Origin of the sequence: Thioalkalivibrio sulfidiphilus HL-EbGr7, from assembly GCF_000021985.1 — a bacterium.
In the GTDB taxonomy this organism is placed as follows: domain Bacteria; phylum Pseudomonadota; class Gammaproteobacteria; order Ectothiorhodospirales; family Ectothiorhodospiraceae; genus Thioalkalivibrio_A; species Thioalkalivibrio_A sulfidiphilus.
Genome location: NC_011901.1, coordinates 1,611,869 through 1,632,930, shown reverse-complemented (window position 1 = coordinate 1,632,930; position 21,062 = coordinate 1,611,869). Strand labels below are relative to the sequence as shown.

Annotated in this window: 21 protein-coding genes; 12 read left to right on the top strand and 9 right to left on the bottom strand. The window is 64.9% G+C overall.

Annotated features, from left to right (window positions below):
• Positions 1-765 (top strand): SDR family NAD(P)-dependent oxidoreductase, encoded by a 765-nt coding sequence (locus TGR7_RS07635; protein ID WP_012638089.1) that lies wholly within the window; start codon positions 1-3, stop codon positions 763-765.
• Between the two features lie 149 nt (positions 766-914).
• On the opposite strand, the gene TGR7_RS07630 is transcribed toward TGR7_RS07635, so the two are convergent.
• The 4 genes from TGR7_RS07630 to TGR7_RS07615 all read right to left on the bottom strand — a co-directional run bounded on the left by TGR7_RS07630 (position 915) and on the right by TGR7_RS07615 (position 3,145).
• A complete protein-coding gene (locus tag TGR7_RS07630; RefSeq protein WP_012638088.1) occupies positions 915-1,223 on the bottom strand; it encodes a putative signal transducing protein in 309 nt (102 codons plus the stop codon).
• A gap of 6 nt (positions 1,224-1,229) precedes the next feature.
• Entirely contained in the window at positions 1,230-1,814 is a 585-nt protein-coding gene (locus tag TGR7_RS07625) for a hypothetical protein (protein ID WP_012638087.1), read from the bottom strand.
• Between the two features lie 179 nt (positions 1,815-1,993).
• Positions 1,994-2,737: an acetoacetyl-CoA reductase gene (phbB, locus tag TGR7_RS07620; RefSeq protein WP_012638086.1), complete on the bottom strand. Its 744-nt coding sequence runs from the start codon at positions 2,735-2,737 to the stop codon at positions 1,994-1,996.
• A 33-nt stretch (positions 2,738-2,770) separates the two neighbouring features.
• Positions 2,771-3,145 carry a phasin family protein gene (locus TGR7_RS07615; RefSeq protein WP_012638085.1) on the bottom strand — a complete coding sequence of 125 codons (375 nt, stop codon included), beginning with the start codon at positions 3,143-3,145 and terminating at the stop codon, positions 2,771-2,773.
• 196 nt (positions 3,146-3,341) lie between these two features.
• Between TGR7_RS07615 and TGR7_RS07610 the strand changes: the two genes are divergently transcribed.
• Positions 3,342-4,490 carry a tetratricopeptide repeat protein gene (locus tag TGR7_RS07610; protein ID WP_012638084.1) on the top strand — a complete coding sequence of 383 codons (1,149 nt, stop codon included), beginning with the start codon at positions 3,342-3,344 and terminating at the stop codon, positions 4,488-4,490.
• A gap of 123 nt (positions 4,491-4,613) precedes the next feature.
• On the opposite strand, the gene phaR is transcribed toward TGR7_RS07610, so the two are convergent.
• The 3 genes from phaR to TGR7_RS07595 all read right to left on the bottom strand — a co-directional run bounded on the left by phaR (position 4,614) and on the right by TGR7_RS07595 (position 7,305).
• A complete protein-coding gene (gene phaR / locus TGR7_RS07605; RefSeq protein ID WP_041441246.1) occupies positions 4,614-5,093 on the bottom strand; it encodes a polyhydroxyalkanoate synthesis repressor PhaR in 480 nt (159 codons plus the stop codon).
• A 276-nt stretch (positions 5,094-5,369) separates the two neighbouring features.
• Positions 5,370-6,119 (bottom strand): acetoacetyl-CoA reductase, encoded by a 750-nt coding sequence (gene phbB / locus TGR7_RS07600; protein ID WP_012638082.1) that lies wholly within the window; start codon positions 6,117-6,119, stop codon positions 5,370-5,372.
• 1 nt (position 6,120) lies between these two features.
• A complete protein-coding gene (locus TGR7_RS07595) occupies positions 6,121-7,305 on the bottom strand; it encodes an acetyl-CoA C-acetyltransferase (protein WP_012638081.1) in 1,185 nt (394 codons plus the stop codon).
• A gap of 265 nt (positions 7,306-7,570) precedes the next feature.
• On the opposite strand from TGR7_RS07595, the gene phaE reads away from it, so the two are divergent.
• The 9 genes from phaE (at position 7,571) to TGR7_RS07550 (ending at position 18,838) form a co-directional block, all read left to right on the top strand.
• A complete protein-coding gene (gene phaE, locus TGR7_RS07590; RefSeq protein WP_012638080.1) occupies positions 7,571-8,671 on the top strand; it encodes a class III poly(R)-hydroxyalkanoic acid synthase subunit PhaE in 1,101 nt (366 codons plus the stop codon).
• 4 nt (positions 8,672-8,675) lie between these two features.
• Positions 8,676-9,746, top strand: a complete 1,071-nt coding sequence (locus TGR7_RS07585; RefSeq protein ID WP_012638079.1) for a class III poly(R)-hydroxyalkanoic acid synthase subunit PhaC — start codon at positions 8,676-8,678, stop codon at positions 9,744-9,746.
• A 278-nt stretch (positions 9,747-10,024) separates the two neighbouring features.
• On the top strand, positions 10,025-11,929 hold the full coding sequence (locus tag TGR7_RS07580; protein WP_012638078.1) for a propionyl-CoA synthetase: 1,905 nt from the start codon (positions 10,025-10,027) through the stop codon (positions 11,927-11,929).
• A gap of 155 nt (positions 11,930-12,084) precedes the next feature.
• Positions 12,085-12,783, top strand: a complete 699-nt coding sequence (locus TGR7_RS07575; protein WP_012638077.1) for a GntR family transcriptional regulator — start codon at positions 12,085-12,087, stop codon at positions 12,781-12,783.
• Between the two features lie 8 nt (positions 12,784-12,791).
• Positions 12,792-13,691: a methylisocitrate lyase gene (gene prpB / locus TGR7_RS07570; protein ID WP_012638076.1), complete on the top strand. Its 900-nt coding sequence runs from the start codon at positions 12,792-12,794 to the stop codon at positions 13,689-13,691.
• A complete protein-coding gene (prpC, locus tag TGR7_RS07565; protein WP_012638075.1) occupies positions 13,684-14,844 on the top strand; it encodes a bifunctional 2-methylcitrate synthase/citrate synthase in 1,161 nt (386 codons plus the stop codon). Before prpB ends, prpC begins: the two co-directional genes overlap by 8 nt.
• Positions 14,845-14,994: 150 nt before the next feature.
• Positions 14,995-16,443: a bifunctional 2-methylcitrate dehydratase/aconitate hydratase gene (locus TGR7_RS07560; protein WP_012638074.1), complete on the top strand. Its 1,449-nt coding sequence runs from the start codon at positions 14,995-14,997 to the stop codon at positions 16,441-16,443.
• Positions 16,444-16,574: 131 nt separating this feature from the next.
• Entirely contained in the window at positions 16,575-17,537 is a 963-nt protein-coding gene (locus tag TGR7_RS07555) for an MBL fold metallo-hydrolase (protein WP_012638073.1), read from the top strand.
• Positions 17,538-17,845: 308 nt separating this feature from the next.
• Positions 17,846-18,838, top strand: a complete 993-nt coding sequence (locus TGR7_RS07550) for an MDR family oxidoreductase (protein WP_012638072.1) — start codon at positions 17,846-17,848, stop codon at positions 18,836-18,838.
• A 174-nt stretch (positions 18,839-19,012) separates the two neighbouring features.
• Here the strand turns inward: TGR7_RS07550 and TGR7_RS07545 are convergent, their stop codons facing one another.
• Together TGR7_RS07545 and msrP are read right to left on the bottom strand one after the other, a co-directional pair.
• Positions 19,013-19,564, bottom strand: coding sequence for a protein-methionine-sulfoxide reductase heme-binding subunit MsrQ (locus TGR7_RS07545; RefSeq protein ID WP_012638071.1), 552 nt, complete (start codon positions 19,562-19,564; stop codon positions 19,013-19,015).
• A 68-nt stretch (positions 19,565-19,632) separates the two neighbouring features.
• On the bottom strand, positions 19,633-20,583 hold the full coding sequence (gene msrP / locus TGR7_RS07540) for a protein-methionine-sulfoxide reductase catalytic subunit MsrP (protein WP_012638070.1): 951 nt from the start codon (positions 20,581-20,583) through the stop codon (positions 19,633-19,635).
• A gap of 206 nt (positions 20,584-20,789) precedes the next feature.
• Between msrP and TGR7_RS07535 the strand changes: the two genes are divergently transcribed.
• Positions 20,790-20,984: a PA3496 family putative envelope integrity protein gene (locus TGR7_RS07535; protein ID WP_012638069.1), complete on the top strand. Its 195-nt coding sequence runs from the start codon at positions 20,790-20,792 to the stop codon at positions 20,982-20,984.
• The last annotated feature ends 78 nt before the right edge of the window (positions 20,985-21,062 follow it).

Below are 21,062 nucleotides of genomic sequence, written 5' to 3'. Positions count from 1 at the left end.
ATGACCCCAGAAGAACTGCTCGCCTATCAGCCCGCCCCCGACCTGCTCAGGGACCGGGTGATCCTCGTTACCGGCGCCGGCATGGGCATCGGCCGCGCCCTGTCCCTGGCCTGCGCGGGACTGGGGGCCACGGTGATCCTGCTGGACAAGGAGATCCGTGCCCTGGAGGCGGTCTATGACGAGATCGAGAAGGCGGGTGGCACGCAGCCGGCCATCTACCCCATGAACCTGGAAGGCGCCACCGCCAAGGACCACGAGGATCTGGCGCAGAACGTGGAAAAGGAACTGGGCCGACTGGACGGGCTGGTGCACAACGCCGGCTGGATCGGCGGCTTCACCCCGCTCAAGCTCTACGACGTGGAACTCTGGTCACGGGTGATCACCGCCAACCTGCACGCCCCCTTCCTGCTCACCCGGGCGGTGCTGCCGCTGCTGGAGGCGGCCGGGGATCCTGCGGTGGTGTTCTCCGCCCACGAGAGTGCAAAGGCCTACTGGGGCGCCTTCGGCGTGGCCAAGGCGGGCCAGGAGGCGATGCTGAAGATCCTCGCCGCCGAGTACCAGGGCGAGCGCTTCATGCGTGTCAACGGCGTGGACTCCGGCCCCCTGCGCACCCAGATGCGCGTGCAGCACTATCCGGGCGAAAACCCCAACAAGAATCCGAAACCGGAGAGCGTCATCGCCCCCTACCTGTATTTCCTCGGCCCCGACGCCGGCCGCACCACGGGCGAGATCGTGCGGCTGGAGGGCAAGGTAACGGTCGAGTGAGGCCGCGGGAGCAAAAGCTTCAACGCGAAGACGCAAAGACGCAAAGGACGCGAAAAAGATCTTCTTGTTAAAAAACCTTTGCGAACTTTGTGTCTTTGCGCCTTCGCGTTAAGGCATTTGACTCAGCATCCTGAAGACAGGCAAGGACGTCAGCTCCGCTCCCGGCCGCAGTTCCAGCACTGGGTGAAGACCGGGTCAAGCTGTTCGCCGCAGCCCGGGCAGGTCCAGCCGGGGCCTTCTTCTCCCGCCGCCGTGACCGCCTCGATGATCTCCCGGGCACGGTCCTCGTCCCCGTCTTCCATGACCCAGACCTCCGGCCAGCACTCCGTCGGCGGCAGTTCACCGGAGGCACCGAACAGCAGCCGGTTTTTCACCATGCACTGGATGCCCTCGTTCTCCAGCACCCCCTGGATGAAGCCCGCGGCGGCCGGGTCGCTGGCGAAGAACACCCGCTTCATGCAGCCTTACTGCACCGTGCCGCGATTGGCGCTCTGGAAGTATTCCAGGGCCTTCTGGATGGCGAACATGGGTGCCTCTTCTAGGCTCTCGGCGGCATCCGGGGTGCGCACGTCGGAGTAGTACTTGCGAAACGCCAGGATGTGGATGGGCAGTTCCTTGGCGAACAGCTCGTTGGCGTTGATGAAGTGCTGCGCCAGCGCCAGCGGGATGCGGGCGCGCAGGGCGCGGGAGAGTTCGCCGGCCTCCATGCGGATGCTGGGCAGCTCGCCGGCGGCACCGTGGATCTCCAGCCTGACCATCTGCGCCGGGCCGCTCACCTCGCCCAGCTTCAGTTTGGGGTCGATATCCAGGTGCCCCTTGCTGCGGATGTGATCAAAGGGCTGGAAGATCTTGCTGGACATGTTGACCGCCCAGAGCTCCAGCTGCTCGCGCAGTTCCCGCGCCTCGCTGCAGTCGCCCAGTTCGTGCATCACCCGGGCATAGAGCATGTCCCAGATCCAGACCTGGCCGTACTCGGGCAGTTCGCCCTCCGTCCTGATCATCACCGGGGAGGTTTCGCTGGGGGAGAGATGCAGTTCAAAGGTGGCCAAGGGTGCGCTCCTGGAGGATCTGTGGCGTGGTGCGGGAAATGGATGGTTCAGCCGCAGAGTATATCAACCCCGGGATGTCCCCCGCCTTTCACCCCGCTCTCCTTGCGCCTATCGCCTCACCCGGACCAAAAAAAGGGCCCCGGATGGGGCCCAGCAGGAGGTGTCCTGTCATTGGCACATCAGGACATGTACAAACCGCCGTTGACGGGGATGTTGGCCCCGGTGATGTAAGCGGCGCGGGGATCGCACAGGAAGGCCACCACGTGGGCGATCTCCTCCGGCGTTCCCATGCGCCCCATGGGCACCTGGGCCACGATCGCGTTGCGCACCTCATCAGGCATGGCAAGGGTCATGGCCGTGGCCACGTAACCCGGGGAGACGGAGTTGACCGTCACGCCCTTGGTGGCCACTTCCTGGGCCAGGGACATGGTGAAGCCGTGGATCCCTGCCTTGGCCGCCGCGTAGTTGCACTGGCCGAACTGGCCCTTCTGGCCGTTCACCGAGGAGATGTTCACCACCCGGCCGAAGCCCCGTTCCACCATGGCGTCGATCACATGGCGGGTGACGTTGAACACGCTGTCCAGGTTGGTGGTCATGACCTCGCGCCACTGCTGGTCGCTCATCTTGCGCAGGGTCTTGTCCCGGGTGATGCCGGCACAGTTGACCAGGATGTCCACGGGGCCGATACGTTTTGCCACCGATGCCACCATGGCCCGGGCGTCCTCGAAGGAGGACACGTCACCGGGCTCGATCTCCACCTCGATGCCCTCGGCCAGCTGGGCCTGTTGCCAGGCCCTGGCCTCGGTCTCCAGCGATGGCAGGTAGTTGGCGACCACCAGACAGCCCTGCCGGGTGAGTTCCCGGCAGATGGCCGTGCCGAGGCCACCGGTACCGCCTGTCACCAGGGCGACTCGCCTTACCATGTTTTCGCCTCCTTTTCGGGCGTCTTCAGACTTTCAGGCGGCACGCTTGGTGGCGCCGGCAGAGGCCTGCTTGACGTCTTCACCGGCGCTCTTGATGGCGGTGTCCACCAGCTTCACGGCTGCCTCGCGGGCCTCGGTCAGCACCTCGGCGCAGGACTTGCCACCGGCCATCAGCTTCTGGCCGTACTCGCGGGCCAGCTCGGCCTGTCCGGCCACCACGTCCTGGTAACCCTTGGCCTTGCCCACCAATTCCAGGTTCTTCACGCCGGTCTCCACCCAGGCGTCCATCAGGGCCACCTGCTGGGCCATGAGCTTTTCCATGGCGCTCTGGTTGATCTCGGCCAGGCGACGGCTGTTCTCGAAGGCGTCCTGGGTCATCTTGTTCATCAGTTCGATCATCTCTTTCATGGCGCTACCCTCCACGGGTGTTAGGTTTGGATCTGTCATGCTGCAATGCAGCATTGTTGCACTGCAACATATAGCCCATGGGGCACCCGTGTCAAGCCCCCGGATATAAAAAACTGGCCGTCCGTTCCTGGCTCCGTGGAATAAACCGGGGGGCCAGCCCGTTGAATAGAGGACACTCATCGAAACAGGCCAGCCCATGTCCCCTGCTTCAGCCATTCCCGCCTGCGCGCCCCGAAGCCCCAAGGTCCACACGACCCTCGCCCTCACCTGTCTCGCCGCCCTCTTGCTGAGCGGCATCAGCAACGCTGCTGCCCAGGAAACACCAGCCATCCGCGCCAACCCGGACACGGTACGCACATGGAATCGTTTTGCCGACGGGATCTACCAGCTGCACCTGCAGCACCTGCGCGACACGGAGGTGCGGACCGAGACCCGTGCGGGCGGCTACCCCGAGGGCAGCCTGGGAGGTCCGGACTTCTTCCATGAAGTGCACTACTACGACGCGGCCACGGGACGCCTGCTGAGCCGCATCCAGTGGGAAACGGCGCAGGTGCAGACCATCCACAGCATCCAGGTCTACCTCCACGATGACGAGGGTCGCGTACGGGTGGACTACTACGCCGCCTATCTGCCCGTGTTTCGCAATGCGCCCATGAACACCCTGGTCAACCTGCATGCCTACCACGGTGAGCTGCGTGCCTTCCGCCAGTTCGACGCCTCGGGTAATCGGCGTTACGAACAGTGCCGGGGCAGACTGGAGGGGGAATCCCTGTGGCTGGATGCGGAGTTCTTCCCGATGGATGAGTCAGTCGTCGAGAGCGACGCCTACCGGCGCTGCTTCGGCATGCTCCAGGAACAGGCCGGCGAGCACATTGACCCTCTGCATCATCTGCGCGGGACCGCCCAATGGCCGGCCATTCGCCCGGAAAGCGCGGCGGAACTGGATCAGCTCATCAGCCAGTACGAACACAAGCGCCGCATCACGCCCCTGCGTGGGGACCTGCGGGTCAAGGCCGGCGATGCCTGGTACCTGAAAGGGGACGACCCGCAGGCCATCGCGCACTACGATGCGGCGCTGGAGATCGACCCCGCCCTGTATGAGGCCTATTTCGGCCGGGGTATGGCCCTGACACGGCTGGGCAGGGTCGAGGAAGGGATCGAGTCGCTGGACCGGTTTCTGGCGCAGGCGCCCGGCAGTACCCTGGGCTATGTACAGCGCGGACTGGCGCACCTGGCGCTGGATCGGCCGGAACGGGCGGTTGCGGATCTACGCAGGGCGCTTACGCTCGACCCGGACAACGCCGAGGCGCGCGCGGCCTTGCAGCGGCTTGGGCAGGATGGTTGAGGGACGACGGCCGTAAACCCCGTGCTGGGCATCACGGGCATGAGCTGAGACCTGAAGGCACGTTCGACCCGGGGTCGGGCCTCCTACGCAAACCTCTGCGCCCTTGCGCTCCTGGCCTGAGCGTCACTTGCCTCCGGACTTGTCCTTCGGTGTCCCCCCCAGTCCCGCAGCCTTGAGGAATTCCCCCTGCATGTCCTGCCAGAACTGCAGGTTGCGGCGGGTCATCTCCGCCACGTCCCAGGCGCCCTTGCCGCTCATGGCCTCCTGCATCTGGCGGCTGAAGTGCTGCTGCTGATCGGCGAAGAACTTCATGCTCTGTTCCAGGTAGCCGGAAAAGGCGTCGTGGACCGCGTCGTCGTAGAAGCGGATGAAGCGGGTGAGCATCTCGGTGGAGAACAGCGGATCCTTGCCGGTCTCCTGGTCGGTGATGATCTGGATCAGGATGCTGCGGGTGATATCCTCGCCACTCTGGCTGTCCAGCACCTGGATGTCCGTGCCGCCGCGCACCAGCTGCTGAACGTCCGCCAGGGTCACGTAGCGGCTTTCCTCGGTGTCGTAGAGCCGACGATTGGGATACTTCTTGATGATGCGCGGCGGTTTCACCCGGTCCTCTCCATGTGTCGTGTCCGGTAAATATCTTACCATTCAGCGCGGCTGTGCGGGCATGTGGCCAGGCACGCTTGGGCAGGAATGGCCACTCCCCTTTCAAGCAAGCCTAACACCGCCACATGCCCGCACAGCCGCGCCCAAAGGGAGCCCCGCAAAAGCGCCGATACGGCGTTGCACACCTTGCCAAGGGCTTGCCATTGCCTGCGGTGTGCGCCTTGTCTTGGCGCTTTTGCGGGGCTCTGAATGGCAAGATATTTACCGGCCACGACACTAGTGCATGTGCTGTCCGCCGTTGGCGGCGAAATTGGCGCCGGTGATGAAACCGGCATGCTCGGAAGCGAGAAAGGCTACCACATGGGCGACCTCCTCGGGTCGTCCCAGCCGCCCCACGGGGATCTGGGCGATGATCTTCTCCCGGACCTCCTCCGGCACGGCCATCACCATCTCCGTGGCGATGTAGCCCGGGGAGATGGTGTTCACGGTGACCCCCTTGCGGGCCACCTCCTGGGCCGCCGCCATGGTGAAGCCGTGCATGCCGGCCTTGGCGGCACTGTAGTTGGCCTGGCCGAACTGGCCCTTCTGGCCATTGATGGAGGAGATGTTGATCACCCGGCCCCAGCCCCGCTCCGCCATGCGCGGCAGCAGCGGCTGGGTCATGTTGAACACGCTGTCCAGGTCGGCGCAGATCACCTCCCGCCAGTGACCCGGGGTCATCTTCTTGAGGGTCGTGTCCCGGGTGATGCCGGCATTGTTCACCAGGATGTCCACGGGCCCCAGATCCTTCTCGATGGTCTCGGCCAGCTGCACGCAGGCTTCATAGTCGCCCACGTCACAGGCGTAGATGGTCACCTGGTGTCCGCTCTGTTTCATCTGTGCCTGCCAGGCCTCGGCCTTCTCCCGGTTGCGGTAGGTGGTGGCCACCCGGCAGCCCAGGTCGCTCAAGCGCGCGCAGATGGCCGTGCCGATGCCGCCGGTACCGCCGGTCACCAGGGCCACTTTGTTCTTCAGATCACCGCACATGTCACAGTCCCTCCACCGCCATGGCCACGCCCTGTCCGCCACCGATACACAGCGTCGCCAGCCCCTTGCGGGCGCCGGTGCGCTTCATGCCGTGCAGCAGCGTGACCAGCACCCGCGCCCCCGAGGCGCCGATGGGATGACCCAGGGCGATGGCACCGCCGCTGATGTTGACCCTGGACAGATCCCAGCCCAGGGAACGGTTCACCGCAATCGCCTGGGCGGCGAAGGCCTCGTTGGCCTCCACCAGGTCCAGATCCGAGGGCTTCCAGCCGGCGCGCTCCAGACATTTGGTGGTGGCGGGGATCGGCCCGGTACCCATGATCGCCGGGTCCACGCCGGTGGCGGCGAAGGAGACGATGCGCGCCAGGGGCTTGAGTCCCAGCGCCTTGGCGCGTGACTCGCTCATCACCATCACCACGGCGGCACCGTCGTTGATGCCCGAGGCATTGCCCGGGGTCACGCTGCCTTCCTTGTCGAAGGCCGGGCGCAGGCCGGCAAGGGTCTGTGCCGTGGTGCCGTGACGGGGGAACTCGTCGGTGTCGAACACGATGGGATCGCCCTTACGCTGGGGGATCTCCACCGGCACGATCTCGTCGCGGAACACCCCGGCCTTCTGGGCCCGTTCCGCGCGCTGCTGGGACTCGGCAGCGAAGGCATCCTGGTCCGCGCGGCCGATCTCGAACTGTTTGGCGATATTCTCGGCGGTGTTGCCCATGTGGCAGTTGTTGAAGGCGCACCAGAGGCCGTCGGTGATCATGGTGTCCACCAGCTCCCAGCCACCCATCTTCTTGCCCACGCGCGATCCGGGCAGGACGTGGGGGGCCATGCTCATGTTCTCCTGGCCGCCGGCAATCACCACCTCGGCATCACCGCAACGCACCGCCTGCCAGGCCAGGTGCACCGCCTTCAGACCGCTGCCGCAGACCTTGTTGATGGTCATGGCCGGCACGCTGACCGGCAGACCCGCAGCCAGGGCCGCCTGGCGGGCCGGGTTCTGACCGGCGGCGGCCTGAAGCACCTGTCCCAGGATGACCTCGCCAATCTGATCCCCGGACACACCGCTTCGCTCCAGCAGCGCACGGATCACACGCGCACCCAGCTCGCTGGCTGGTATGCCCGCCAGGGCACCGTTGAAGTTGCCTACGGGGGTTCGCACGGCCTCGACGATGACGACGGAATCACTCATGGTGGGTCTCCTGCATGGGCATTCGGGTTGTTATGAGGACTGGGTATCCGGCGGACCATAAGCGCGCCGGTACAAGCTGATATTGACCAGGCTCAAGGTCCGTACGATCAGGTCCGGAGCCGATCGGGAGGCTCGGCCTGACACCCTGATCTATAACAGATGCTCAAGCACTCTGCCGGTCGCGCGGATTGTTGCAGTGCACAAATTTTATGCTAATCTCCCAGACATCCAATCAGAAGATCACCAAATCCCAGGAGCGGTTCCCATGACTGATTCCAATCCCTTCTCCTCAGAGGACTGGCTGAAGGCCCAGCGCAAGTACTGGAACGCCTGGTTCGACATGTCGCGCCGGGCCATGGAGGCCGGCGCGCCTGCGGAAAACCCCTGGACCGGTGCCCTGGAGCGCTGGTGGCAGGGGGTTTCGCCCGCGGTGGCCCCGGATGCCCGCGAGTTTTACGACCGCATGGTGGGGATGGGGCGCAGCTACTTCTCCATGGCCGAGGAGTTCATGCGCAAGAGCGGCGGTTCCGAGGTCCCCGTGGATGCGTTCAAGACCTGGATGGACCAGCTTTCCGAGGCCCTGCGCAATCCCGCATCCGGGGCCGACGCCGCGCCGGGCATGAAGGATTTCATGGCCTTCTGGCAACTGCCCATGGATACCTGGCAGCGTTTCGCCTCCTCGGTGATGCCGGTGCCGGGCGACCTGATGAAGGCCTTTCAGCCGGAAGGCGCCGCCGCTTTCGGCGAGGGCATGCGCGAGCACATGGACCGTTTCCTGTCCATGCCGGGCCTGGGCTACAGCCGCGAGTCCCAGGCCCAGGTCCAGGACTTCGGCCGGCGACTGCTGGACTATCAGCGTGCCTACCAGGCCTACGAGGCCGCCCTCTCCAAGGTCGCCCTGGACTCCGTGGACCGTTTTCGCGCCCGGCTGGAGGAGGCTTCGCACCGGGAACAGCCCATCAGTTCCCTGCGCGAACTGTTCAACGAATGGGTGGATGTCTGCGAAGAGGTCTACGGAGACTACGCCGTCTCCGAGGAGCACGCCCGCCACTACGGTGACCTGGTCAACGCCCTCATGGCCGTGAAACAGGAAGGCTCACGCCTGGTGGATGAGACCCTGGAAACCATGAACATGCCCACCCGGCGCGAGGTGAGCACCCTTCAGCAGCGCCTCCAGGAGACCCGCCGGGAGATGCAGCGCCTGCGCAGCCAGGTGGAGACACTGCTCGAGGCCAGGGCCGAGGCACCCCCACCCGCACAGCCCGCCAGGCCCAAGGCGGCACCGAAGGCCAAGGCCAGCCGTGCCAAGTCGGCCAAGTCCGCAAAGTCCGCAAAGTCCGCAAAGACAGACACCCAGAGGACCTGATGTCATGATCCCCGTGCAGCTCCGACCCGACCAGATCCTGGCCGAACTCAGCGAGTTCCAGACCAAGCTGGGCCATGGAATCCAGAACCTCATGGCGGCCGGTGAAATCCCCACCGGCGTGACCCCCAAGGAGGCCATCTACCAGGAAGACAAGCTCACCCTGTACCGCTTCCAGCCCTCCACCAAAAAGGTGCAGAACCCGGTGCCGGTGCTGATCGTCTACGCCCTGGTGAACCGCCCCTACATGACCGATCTGCAGGAGAACCGCTCCACGGTGCGCGGCCTGCTGGAGGCGGGGCTGGACGTCTACCTGATCGACTGGGGCTACCCGGACCGGGCCGACCGCTTCCTGGGCCTGGACGACTACATCAACGGCTACATCGACCGCTGCGTGGACGTGATCCGCAGGCGCCACAAGCTGGACGCCATCAACATCCTGGGCATCTGCCAGGGCGGAACCTTCAGCCTCTGCTACAGCGCCCTGCACCCGGAGAAGGTGAAGAACCTGGTCACCATGGTCACGCCGGTGGACTTCCACACCCCCGACAACATGCTCAGCCGCTGGGTGCGCCACGTGGACGTGGACCTGCTGGTGGACACCCTGGGCAACATCCCCGGCGAACTGCTCAATGCCACCTTCCTGATGCTCAAGCCCTACCGGCTCATCGGCCAGAAATACCTGGACATGGTGGACCTGCTTGACGACAGCAGCCAGGTGAACAACTTCCTGCGCATGGAGAAATGGATCTTCGACAGCCCCGACCAGGCAGGCGAGGCCTACCGGCAGTTCATCAAGGACTTCTACCAGCAGAACAAGCTGATCAACGGCGGGGTGCAGATCGGCGATGCCATGGCGAAACTCGCCAACGTCACCATGCCGGTGCTCAACATCTTCGCCGAGCAGGACCACCTGGTGCCGCCCGCCGCCTCCAAGGCACTGGAAGGCAAGGTGGGCACCAGGGACTACACCGAGCTGTCCTTCCCCGGCGGTCACATCGGTATCTACGTGAGCGGCAAGGCACAGAAGCAGGTGCCGCCGGCCATCGGCGCGTGGCTGGATGAAAGGACGAAGTGAGATTTTGGAAGTGGGAACGCCAAAGAAGGCGAGATACTTCTTTGGCTTGATAGTCCCGGTCAGCAACCCATTGTTGTCATCAATATACCCCATATAAGCCAGGTTAACCGGTATATACCGCCCATATTAGCCATATATTGTTGACAATCTTTCAGGATCGTCTACCTTCTTAAAAGCCCCTGACGGGTCTGTACCAAGACGGAACAGACCCGTGCATCTATAACAACAGGGCCGCCTGATCCCGGGCGGCTCCACACCAGGGAAGCGAGGAGAGAGACATGGGTTACGACGAGGTCTACGCCCGCGCCGTGCGGGATCCCGAGGGCTACTGGGCCGAGGCGGCCCGGGCCATCCACTGGGACAGCCCGGCGCAGAAAATCCTGGACGACAGTGCCCCGCCCTTCTACCGCTGGTTCCGCGGCGGACGCCTCAACACCTGCTACAACGCCCTGGACCGTCACGTCGAGGCCGGCCGCGGCGACCAGGCTGCGGTGATCTACGACAGCCCGGTCACCCAGACCAAGCGCACCTCCACCTATCGCGAGATGCGCGACCAGGTGGCCCTGTTCGCCGGCGCCCTGGCACGCCTCGGTGTCGCCAGGGGCGACCGGGTGATCATCTACATGCCCATGGTGCCCGAGGCCCTGATCAGCATGCTGGCCTGCGCCCGCCTGGGCGCGGTGCACTCGGTGGTGTTCGGCGGCTTCTCCGCCCACGAGCTGGCCACCCGCATCGACGACGCCAAGCCCCGGGTGGTGGTCGCCGGTTCCTGCGGCATCGAACCCACCCGTGTGGTGCACTACAAGCCCATGCTGGACAAGGCCATCGACCAGGCCAGGCACAAGCCGGAGCACTGCATCGTCCTGCAACGGCCCCAGGGCCCCGCCGAACTGAAACAGGGACGTGACATCAGCTGGGACGAGGCCATCGACGGTGCCACGCCCCACGACTGCGTCAGCGTGGAGGCCACCGATCCCCTCTACATCCTCTATACCTCCGGCACCACCGGCAAACCCAAGGGCGTGGTGCGGGACAACGGCGGCCATGCGGTGGCCCTCAAGTGGAGCATGGAGCACCTCTACGGCGTGAAGCCGGGCGAGGTCTACTGGGCCGCCTCGGACGTGGGCTGGGTGGTGGGACATTCCTACATCGTCTACGCGCCCCTGCTGCACGGCTGCACCACCCTGGTCTACGAGGGCAAGCCCGTGGGCACCCCTGATGCCGGCGCTTTCTGGCGGGTGATCTCCGAGCACAAGGTGGCGGTGATGTTCACTGCCCCGACCGCGTTTCGCGCCATCAAGAAGGAAGACCCCACGGCCGAGCACCTCAAACGCTACGACCTGAGCGGATTTCGCGCCCTGTTCCTGGCCGGCGAGCGCTGCGACCCTGACACCCTGGAATGGGCCGGCAAGATCCTCGACCGCCCGGTCATCGACCACTGGTGGCAGACCGAGACCGGCTGGGCCATCGCCGGCAACTTCCTGGGCATCGAACTGCTGCCCATCCGTTCCGGCAGCGCCGGCAAGCCTTCGCCCGGTTACGACGTGCAAATCGTCGACGACAACGGCAAGCCCGTGGCCGCCGGCGAGATGGGGCGCATCGTGGTCAAGCTGCCCCTGCCCCCCGCCTGCCTGCCCACCCTGTGGAACAACGACGAGCGTTTCAAGGAGGCCTACCTCAACGCGGTGCCCGGCTACTACCTCACGGGCGACTCCGGCTACCTGGACGAGGACGGCTACCTGTTCGTCATGGGACGCATCGACGACACCATCAACGTGGCGGGCCACCGGCTCTCCAGCGGCGCCATGGAGGAGGTGCTCGCCTCCCATCCTGCGGTGGCCGAATGCGCGGTGATCGCGGTCAACGACGAACTCAAGGGCTCCCTGCCCCTGGGCCTGGTGGTCATGAAGAGCGGCGTCAACCTGGACAAGGCGACCCTGTGCAAGGAACTGGTGGACCTGGTGCGCGAGGAGATCGGCCCGGTGGCGGTGTTCAAGAAGGTGGCGGTGGTGGACCGTCTGCCCAAGACCCGTTCCGGCAAGATCCTGCGCGCCGTGATGCGCAAGATCGCCGACAACGAGGCCTACCAGGCGCCTGCGACCATCGATGACCCGGCGATCCTCAACGAGATCCGGGGCGCCCTGACGGCGATCGGATACGCGGATGGCAAGGCAAAGATCTAAAAAGACAGAAAGGAATGGACAGGATTTACGGGATTAATGCCCATGTCAGGTCATGATCGGCCGGTTAAATCTGTATCCGCCCTTGTCTTTAATCCTGTCAATCCTGTCCAGGTTTTTTTTCCAGTGACGCCGATGCTCACAACACCGAGGCGACGATGAAATCAGAAGAACACGGCATCACCCTCGCCGACCGCGTATTCGCCCGGCTGCGCCAGGCCATCGTGGAAGGCGAGATTCCCGCCGGCAGCAAGATCAGCGAGCCGGAACTGGCCAGTGCCTACGGCATCAGCCGCGGCCCCCTGCGCGAGGCGATCGGGCGGCTCGAGGCCTGCCACCTGGTGGAACGGCGCGCCAACGTGGGCGCCCGGGTGGTGTCCCTGAGCCTGGAAGATCTGATGGAGCTCTACCTGCTGCGTGAATCCCTGGAAGGCCTCGCGGCACGCCTGGCGGCAGAGCGCATGAGCGATACGGAGATCCGCGAGTTACGGGACCTGCTGCACCAGCACGAGCAGCGCGCAGAACTCCAGGAGGGCGTCGCCTATTTCCAGAAGGAGGGCGACATGGATTTCCACTACCGCATCATCCAGGGCAGCGGCAATGCCCGCCTGATCCAGTTGCTGTGCAACGACCTCTACCACCTGATGCGCATGTACCGCTACCAGTTCGGCATGGCCAGCAGTCGTGCGCGCAATGCCTTCCGCGAACACGGCCACATCGTCGAGGCCATCGCCGACCGGGACGCAGAGATGGCGGAACTGCTCATGCGCCGCCATGTGCGTGTCTCCCGGGAGAACGTGGCACGCCAGTTCGCCGAACACCCCAACCAGTCACCCAGCATCCGGGCTGCGGGATAGGAGTCACCATGAATCAAAGCCAGACACCGGGCGCGCGCCTGCGCCAGGCCGTGCAGGAAGAAACACCGCTGCAGGTGATGGGCGCCATCAACGCCTACCACGCCACGCTGGCCGAACAGACCGGCTACCGCGCCCTGTACCTCTCCGGCGGTGGCGTGGCCGCCGGCTCCCTGGGCCTTCCGGATCTCGGCATCAGCACCCTGCACGACGTGCTGGAAGACGTGCGCCGCATCACCTACGTCACCGAGCTGCCGCTGCTGGTGGACGCGGACACCGGCTTCGGACCCAGCGCCTTCAACATCGCCCGCACGGTGCGCGAACTGATCCGTGCCGAGGCCGCCGGCTGTCACATCGAGGACCAGGTGCAGGCCAAGCGCTGCGGTCACCGACCCGGCAAGGCCATCGTCACCAAGGGCGAGATGGCGGACCGCATCAAGGCCGCAGCCGACGCCCGCGACCGGGACTTCGTGATCATGGCGCGCACCGACGCCCTGGCGGTGGAAGGCATCGATGCCGCCATTGAGCGGGCCGTGGCCTGCGTGGAGGCCGGCGCCGACATGATCTTCCCTGAGGCGGTCACGGAACTGGCGCAGTACCGGCGCTTCGTGGAGGCCGTCGGCGTGCCGGTGCTCGCCAACATCACCGAGTTCGGCAAGACGCCGCTGTTCACCGTCGAGGAACTGAAGTCCGCGGGCGTGTCACTGGTGCTCTACCCGCTGTCCGCCTTCCGCGCCATGAACCAGGCCGCGCTCAGGGTCTACGAGGCCATCCGCCGTGACGGTACCCAGCAAGGGGTGATCGACCTGATGCAGACCCGCGACCAGCTCTATGAACATCTGGGCTATCACGCCTATGAGGAAAAGCTCGACGCACTCTACAGCCAGGACAAGGGGAAACGCGATGAGTGATGCAGACCTGAGCCAGGCCACGACGCCAAAGCCGAAAAAATCCGTCGCCCTGTCCGGCACGGTGGCGGGAAACACCGCCATCTGCACCGTGGGGCGCACCGGCAATGACCTGCACTACCGGGGCTACGACATCCTCGATTTCGCCGACATTGCCGAGTTCGAGGAGATTGCCTACCTGCTGATCCACGGCAGCCTGCCCAGCCGCGCAGAACTGCTCGCCTACAAGGACCGCCTGCGTGCCCTGCGCGGCCTGCCCGCAGCGCTGCGCAACACCCTGGAGCAGATCCCGCCCTCGGCCCATCCCATGGACGTGATGCGCACCGCGGTCTCGGTGCTCGGCGCCCTAGAACCCGAGAAGGAGGACATGAGCGTTTCCGGGGCCCGAGCCATCGGAGACCGGCTGATCGCCTGCCTCGGCTCCGCCCTGCTCTACTGGTATCACTACGCCCACGACGGTAAGCGCATCGAGGTGGAGACCGACGACGACAGCATCGGCGGGCACTTCCTGCATCTCATGCATGGAAGCACGCCCCCGGACATCTGGGTGCGCGCCATGCACACCTCGCTGAACCTCTACGCGGAACACGAGTTCAATGCCTCCACCTTCACTGCGCGGGTGATCGCCGGCACCAACGCCGACATGTACTCGGCCCTCACGGGCGCCATCGGCGCCCTGCGCGGGCCGAAACACGGTGGCGCCAACGAGGTGGCCTGCGAGATCCAGCTGCGCTACCACAACCCCGACGAAGCGGAGGCGGACATCCGTGAGCGGGTGGGTCGCAAGGAGATCATCATCGGCTTCGGCCATCCCGTGTACACCACCGGGGATCCGCGCAACCAGGTGATCAAGTCAGTGGCACGGCGCCTGTCCGAGGAGCGCGGCACGCTGACCATGTTCGAGGTGGCCGATCGCCTGGAGAGCGTGATGTGGGAGCTGAAGAAGATGTTCCCGAATCTCGACTGGTTCTCGGCGGTCTCCTATCACATGATGGGCATCCCCACCGCCCTGTTCACGCCCATCTTCGTCATCTCCCGCACCACCGGCTGGGTGGCCCACGTGATCGAACAGCGCCAGGACGGCAAGATCATCCGCCCCAGCGCCAACTACACGGGTCCGGAGAATCAGCCCTGGATGCCCATGGACAAGCGTTGAAGTGCGAAGTGGGAATTGGGAAGTGAGATAAAACCCTGCTGCCCCCCTCTCGCTCAAGTAGAGGGCCGGGGTGAGGGTGGTGTCATTCCCACTTCCCAATTCCCACTTCGCACTTTCGTTCTCACATCTCACCTCTTTGCGGAGCAACCAATGAGTCACCACATCGCCGACACCAACGTCCGCCCCGAACCCGATCCGGAACTGAAAGCCATCGCGGACTACGTCTGCGACTACCCCATCGATTCCGCCGAGGCCCTGGACACGGCGCGCAACTGCCTGATGGATTCCCTGGGCTGCGCCATGCTGGCCCTGCAGTATCCGGAATGCACCAAGCACCTGGGCCCCGTGGTGCCGGGCACGGTGGTGCCCAATGGCAGCCGCATCCCTGGCACCCCGTACCAGCTGGACCCCATCCAGGCCGCCTTCAACATCGGTGCCCTGGTGCGCTGGCTGGACTTCAACGACACCTGGCTGGCCGCGGAATGGGGCCACCCCTCGGACAACCTGGGCACCATCCTGGGTCTGGCCGATCACCTGAGCCGCAAGGCGGTGGCCGAGGGCAAGCGAGCCATGACCATCGACGACGTGCTGCGCTACATGGTCAAGGCCCACGAGATCCAGGGCGTGCTGGCGCTGGAGAACAGCTTCAACCGGGTGGGTCTGGACCACGTGGTGCTGGTGAAGGTGGCCTCGGCGGCGGTGGCCGCCCACATGCTGGGCGCCAGCCGTGACCAGGTGATCGATGCCCTGTCCCAGGCCTGGGTGGACGGCCAGGCACTGCGCACCTATCGCCACGCGCCCAACACCGGCTCACGCAAGTCCTGGGCGGCGGGCGATGCCTGCGGCCGTGCGGTGCGCCTGGCGCTGATGGTGATGAAGGGCGAGATGGGCCTGCCCAGTGTGCTCTCCGCCCCCCGCTGGGGTTTCTATGACGTGCTGTTCAAGGGCGAGAAGTTCCGCTTCCAGCGGGACTACGGCAGCTACGTGATGGAGAACGTGCTGTTCAAGATCAGCTTCCCCGCCGAGTTCCACGCCCAGACGGCGGTGGAATGCGCCATGCAGTTGCATGCCCAGGTGAAGGACCGCATCGACCAGATCGATCGCATCGAACTCAGCACCCAGGAATCCGCGGTGCGCATCATCAGCAAGGACGGCCCCCTGCACAACCCGGCGGACCGGGACCACTGCCTGCAGTACATGGTGGCCGTGCCCCTGATCTTCGGCGAGCTCACCGCCCGCCACTACGAGGACGAGGTGGCCGCCGACCCGCGCATCGATGCCTTGCGCGAGAAGATGCGGGTGGTGGAAGATCCGCGCTACTCGAAGGAATACCATGACCCGGACAAGCGCTCCATCGCCAACGCCGTGCAGGTCTTCTTCAAGGACGGCAGCAGCACCGACAAGGTGGAAGTGGAATATCCGATCGGACACCGCCGCCGCCGCGCCGAGGGCATCCCGGTCCTGGAGAACAAGTTCCGCGACGCCCTGCGCACCCGTTTCCCCCGCGGCCAGGCCGCGCGCATCTACGACCTGTGCAAGGACCCGCAGCGACTCGGCGCTACGCCAGTGCACGAATTCATGGATCTGTTTTTGATCTGATTCACCAACATTAACGCAAAGGACGCAGAGACGCAGAGAGCGCAAAGTGAATGGGTTAAAAATTCACCATCTTTGCGTTCTCTGCGTCTCTGCGCCCTCTGCGTTCAATGCCGAACCCAAGAGCTATCCACATGAAGAACAAACCTCACCATGAAGATCTCGGCCACGGCATCACCATGATCGATGCCCAGCTCTATCGTCAGGGCCAGGTGTCCACCTACCTGGTGGTCCAGGATGATCGGGCGGCGTTCGTGGAGACGGGTACCGCCCATTCCGTGTCGGGGCTCCTGGAGGTTCTGGATCTCAAGGGCATCCCCCGGGAGAACGTGGACTACGTGATCCCCACCCACGTGCACCTGGACCATGCCGGTGGGGCCGGCGCCCTGATGCAGCACCTGCCCAATGCCCGCCTGGTGATCCACCCCCGTGGCGCCCGGCACATGATCGACCCGTCGAAACTCAATGCGGGGGCCGCCGCCGTGTATGGCGAGACGCAGATGGAACGCCTGTTCGGCCGGATCATTCCCGTGTCCGAGGATCGGATCATCGAGGCACACGACGGATTCGAGCTGGATTTCAACGGCCGGCCCTTGCGCTTTCTGGACACACCGGGCCACGCGCGGCACCATTTCTGCGTGGTGGACGAGACCGGCGACGGCATCTTTTCCGGTGACACCTTCGGCCTGTCCTACCGGGAATTCGACACCGAAAACGGTCCGTTCGTGTTTCCCACGACCACGCCCGTCCAGTTCGACCCGGACGCGCTGCACGCCTCCGTGGACCGGCTGATGGGTCAGGGGCTGTCCTACATGTACCTCACCCACTACAGCCGGGTGGGCGACCTGCCCCGCCTGCAGGCGGACATGCACCAGCTGATCGACGCCTTTGTGGCCATGGCGCGGGAGCATGCCCATGCGGGCACGGCCCGCCACGCGAAGCTGTGCCGCGAAATGATGACCCTGCTGCTGCAGCGTGCCCGTGCCCATGGCTGCACGCTGCCCAAGGCGGACATGACCCGGCTGCTCGGGCCGGACGTGGGCCTGAACGTCCAGGGCCTCGGCGTCTGGCTGGACAAGGAGATGGGCGCCGAGTAGGAGGCCCGCCCCCGGGCCGAACAGCCCGCCGGTGGATGAAGCATCGGCTTTCGCGGCGGGATCGCCGCGCCCACGCGCAACCGTAGGTCGGGCTTCAGCCCGATAAGCGGTGGCTTCGTCAGGCATCGCTGTCGGGCTGAAGCCCGACCTACGAAACTGACCTCATACCTCGAACCGAGCCGATGCAGCTGAGAAAACCAGGCTTTTCTTCTCTGTGACCTCTGTGACCTCTGTGGCATAAATTCTCTTAAGCGCGTAATCGCCACAGAGGTATCATGAAAAAATACAATTCAGTTAAGGAGCACTCCATGTCAGACACCTTCAAGGCCCTGGTCCTCGAAGCGGCCGACAAGGCACCCAGCATCCAGATCAAGGAACTGAACACGACCGATCTCCCCGAGGGGGAGGTCCTGGTGCGCGTGTCCCATTCGGGGCTCAACTACAAGGACGGCATGGTCCTCAAGGGTCTGGGCCGGCTGGTGCGCCACTATCCTCACGTGCCGGGCATCGACTTCGCCGGCACCGTCGAGGCCTCCAGTGACCCTCGCTACAAGCCAGGCGATGCCGTGGTGCTGACCGGCTGGCGCGTGGGCGAGGCGCACTGGGGCGGCTACGCCCAGAAGGCCCGGGTCAAGGCCGACTGGCTGGTGCCGCTGCCCGAGGGACTGACGGCGAGGCAGGCCATGGCCGTGGGCACGGCGGGTTTCACCGCCATGCTGGCCGTGCAGGCCCTGGAAGACCATCGACTGAGCCCTGAGGATGGCGAGGTGCTGGTCACCGGTGCCTCCGGTGGCGTGGGCAGCGTTGCCGTCTCGCTACTCGGCCGGCTGGGCTACTCGGTGGCCGCAGTCACCGGGCGCCCGGACAACGCGGACTATCTCAAGTCCCTGGGTGCCACCACCATCGTGCCGCGCGAGGCACTGGCCGGCGCACCGGACAAGCCCCTGTTGAGTGAACGCTGGGCCGGCTGCGTGGATGCCGTGGGCGGCGACATGCTGGCCCACGTGCTGGCGGAGATGCGCTACGGGAGTTCCGTGGCCGCCTGCGGCCTGGCCGGAGGCCCGGGACTGAACACCACGGTGCTGCCCTTCCTGCTGCGCGGTGTGAAGCTGCTGGGCATCGATTCCGTGATGTGCGACCACGACACACGGGTGCTGGCCTGGGAACGGCTCACCGGCCTGCTGGATGCCAGCCGTCTCGATGCCATGACCACGGAGATCCGCCTGGAAGACCTGCCTGACTATGCGGACAGGATCCTCATGGGCCAGGTCCGCGGTCGCGCGGTCGTGGTCATGGATTGATCCTGGGTAGGAGCGACGACTTCGTCGCGAACAGCGGTGTCTGCAGGGCCACCGCTGTTCGGCCCGGGGTCGGGCCTCCTACACCCCCCTCTTACACACACGTAGCTTGGGGTGAGCGCAGCGAACCCCAACATGCCGATCCGTTCAATACCGCTGCGTTGGGCTTCGCTGCGCTCACCCCAACCTGCGGGCCGACCCTGACCACGCCTTCCACGGCCAGCGCTGGATCACCCGCCAGCCGAGCAGAACCGCCAGGATGACCCCATAGAGCATCGGCTCCCGGTAGTCCGCCCGGGTCAGCCACCAGAAGTGCAGCACGGCCAGGATCGCCGCCGGGTAGACCAGCCGGTGCAACTGAACCCAGCGACGCTTGAGCCTGCGCATCATGGCATCCGTGGAGGTGACGGCCAGCGGCAGGAGCAGCAGCCAGGCGGTAAAGCCCAGGGTGATGTAGGGGCGGTTCAGCACATCGTCCCAGATCAGCGTCCAGTCGAAGAACAGGTCCAGGCCGATCCAGATGGACAGGTGCAGGCAGGCGTAGAAGAAGGCAAACAGACCCAGCATGCGCCTCAACCGCATGGGCCATGACCAGCCGGTCATGCGTCGCAGCGGTGTCATGAGCAGGGTCAGACACAACAGGCGCAGGGCCCAGATGCCGGTCTCGTGGGTAAGGTACTCGATGGGGTTGGTGCCAAGCCCGCCCAGACCGCCCAGGGCCTGCACCATGAGCGCTACCAGGGGCAGCAGGCACAGGACAAAGACCGCGGCCTTCAGGCCCTGAAGCCTGGCCGGATTCAGAAGTACTTCCTCAGGTCCATCCCGGCATACAGCGGGCCCACCTCTTCGGCGTAGCCGTTGAACATGAGCGTCGGCCGCCGGCGCAACTCACCGATACGACGCTCGGTGCGCTGGCTCCAGCGGGGATGGGCCACATCCGGGTTCACGTTGGAGTAGAAACCGTATTCCCGGGGCGTGGCCTTGTTCCAGCTGGTGGGTGGTTCCTGCTCGGTGAAACGGATGTGCACGATGGACTTGATGCTCTTGAAACCGTACTTCCAGGGCACCACCAGGCGCAGGGGCGCACCGTTCTGGTTGGGCAGGGTCTCGCCGTAGAGGCCCACGGCCAGGATGGTCAGTGGATGCATGGCCTCGTCCAGACGCAGGCCTTCCACGTAGGGCCAGTCCAGCACCCGCAGACGCTGACCGGGCAGATTCTCCGGGTCTAGAATGGTGGTGAAGGCCACGTACTTCGCCCGGCTGGTGGGTTCCGCCTGTTCGATGATGCGGTTCAGCTCGAAGCCCACCCAGGGGATCACCATGGACCAGCCCTCCACACAGCGCATGCGATAGATGCGCTCCTCCAGGGCGTGGGGCTTGAGGAAGTCCTCCAACTGGTAACGACCCGGGTTCAGGCAGTGGCCGTCCACGGTGACGGTCCAGGGTTCGGTGACCAGTCGCTCGGCGTTGCGTGAAGGGTCCGACTTGCCGGTGCCCAGTTCGTAGAAGTTGTTGTAAGTGGTCACGTCCTGGCGCGGTGTCAGTGGCTCGTCGGTACCGAAGGAACCGGTCGTGAATGCCAGGGGGGGCGTCGTGCTCGCCCGCGCAGGTCCGTGCAACGCGCCGATACTCAGGCCAAGGCCTGCGGCAAGACCCATCTGCAGAAACCTGCGCCGGTCACGATAGACCTCCGGCGGTGTGATTTCGGAGGGGCGCGGGGTGTTGCGCGAAGGCACTCGAATCAGCATGGCAGGCTCCGGATTGACTGGGCAAAATGACCGCTCGTCTGTGCTTGGATACCGCTGGTGTCGTTTGGTTTCCTCATGGCAAATCCATCAGTGGAACTTTGGAGGATCCATAAAAAAAATCTTGTTGCAGATTTTTTGCACAGCGGTATAAGGGCGTCGTGAAACCTCAATGAAACATTGGCGCCCCAACCTGGAGACCTCCGCACATGGCACGGGCCGAAGACATCCTGACTCTGGACGAAGAGATGGACAGTCCTGAATGGAAGCAGGATCAGACCGCCAAAAACCGCCCGGGCGCACGACGCTCCCTGGAGCTTTACCTGGAACGCCGCGCCCTGCGCCGGCAACTGGAAGACGCCTTCGGCGAGGACAGCTACGGACCCACCGAGCTGGACTTCTAAGAAGTCGGAAGTCCGAATCCGGAAGTTGGATCAAAAAAGCGGGCCGTTGGGCCCGCTTTTTTTGTAACTTCGCACTTC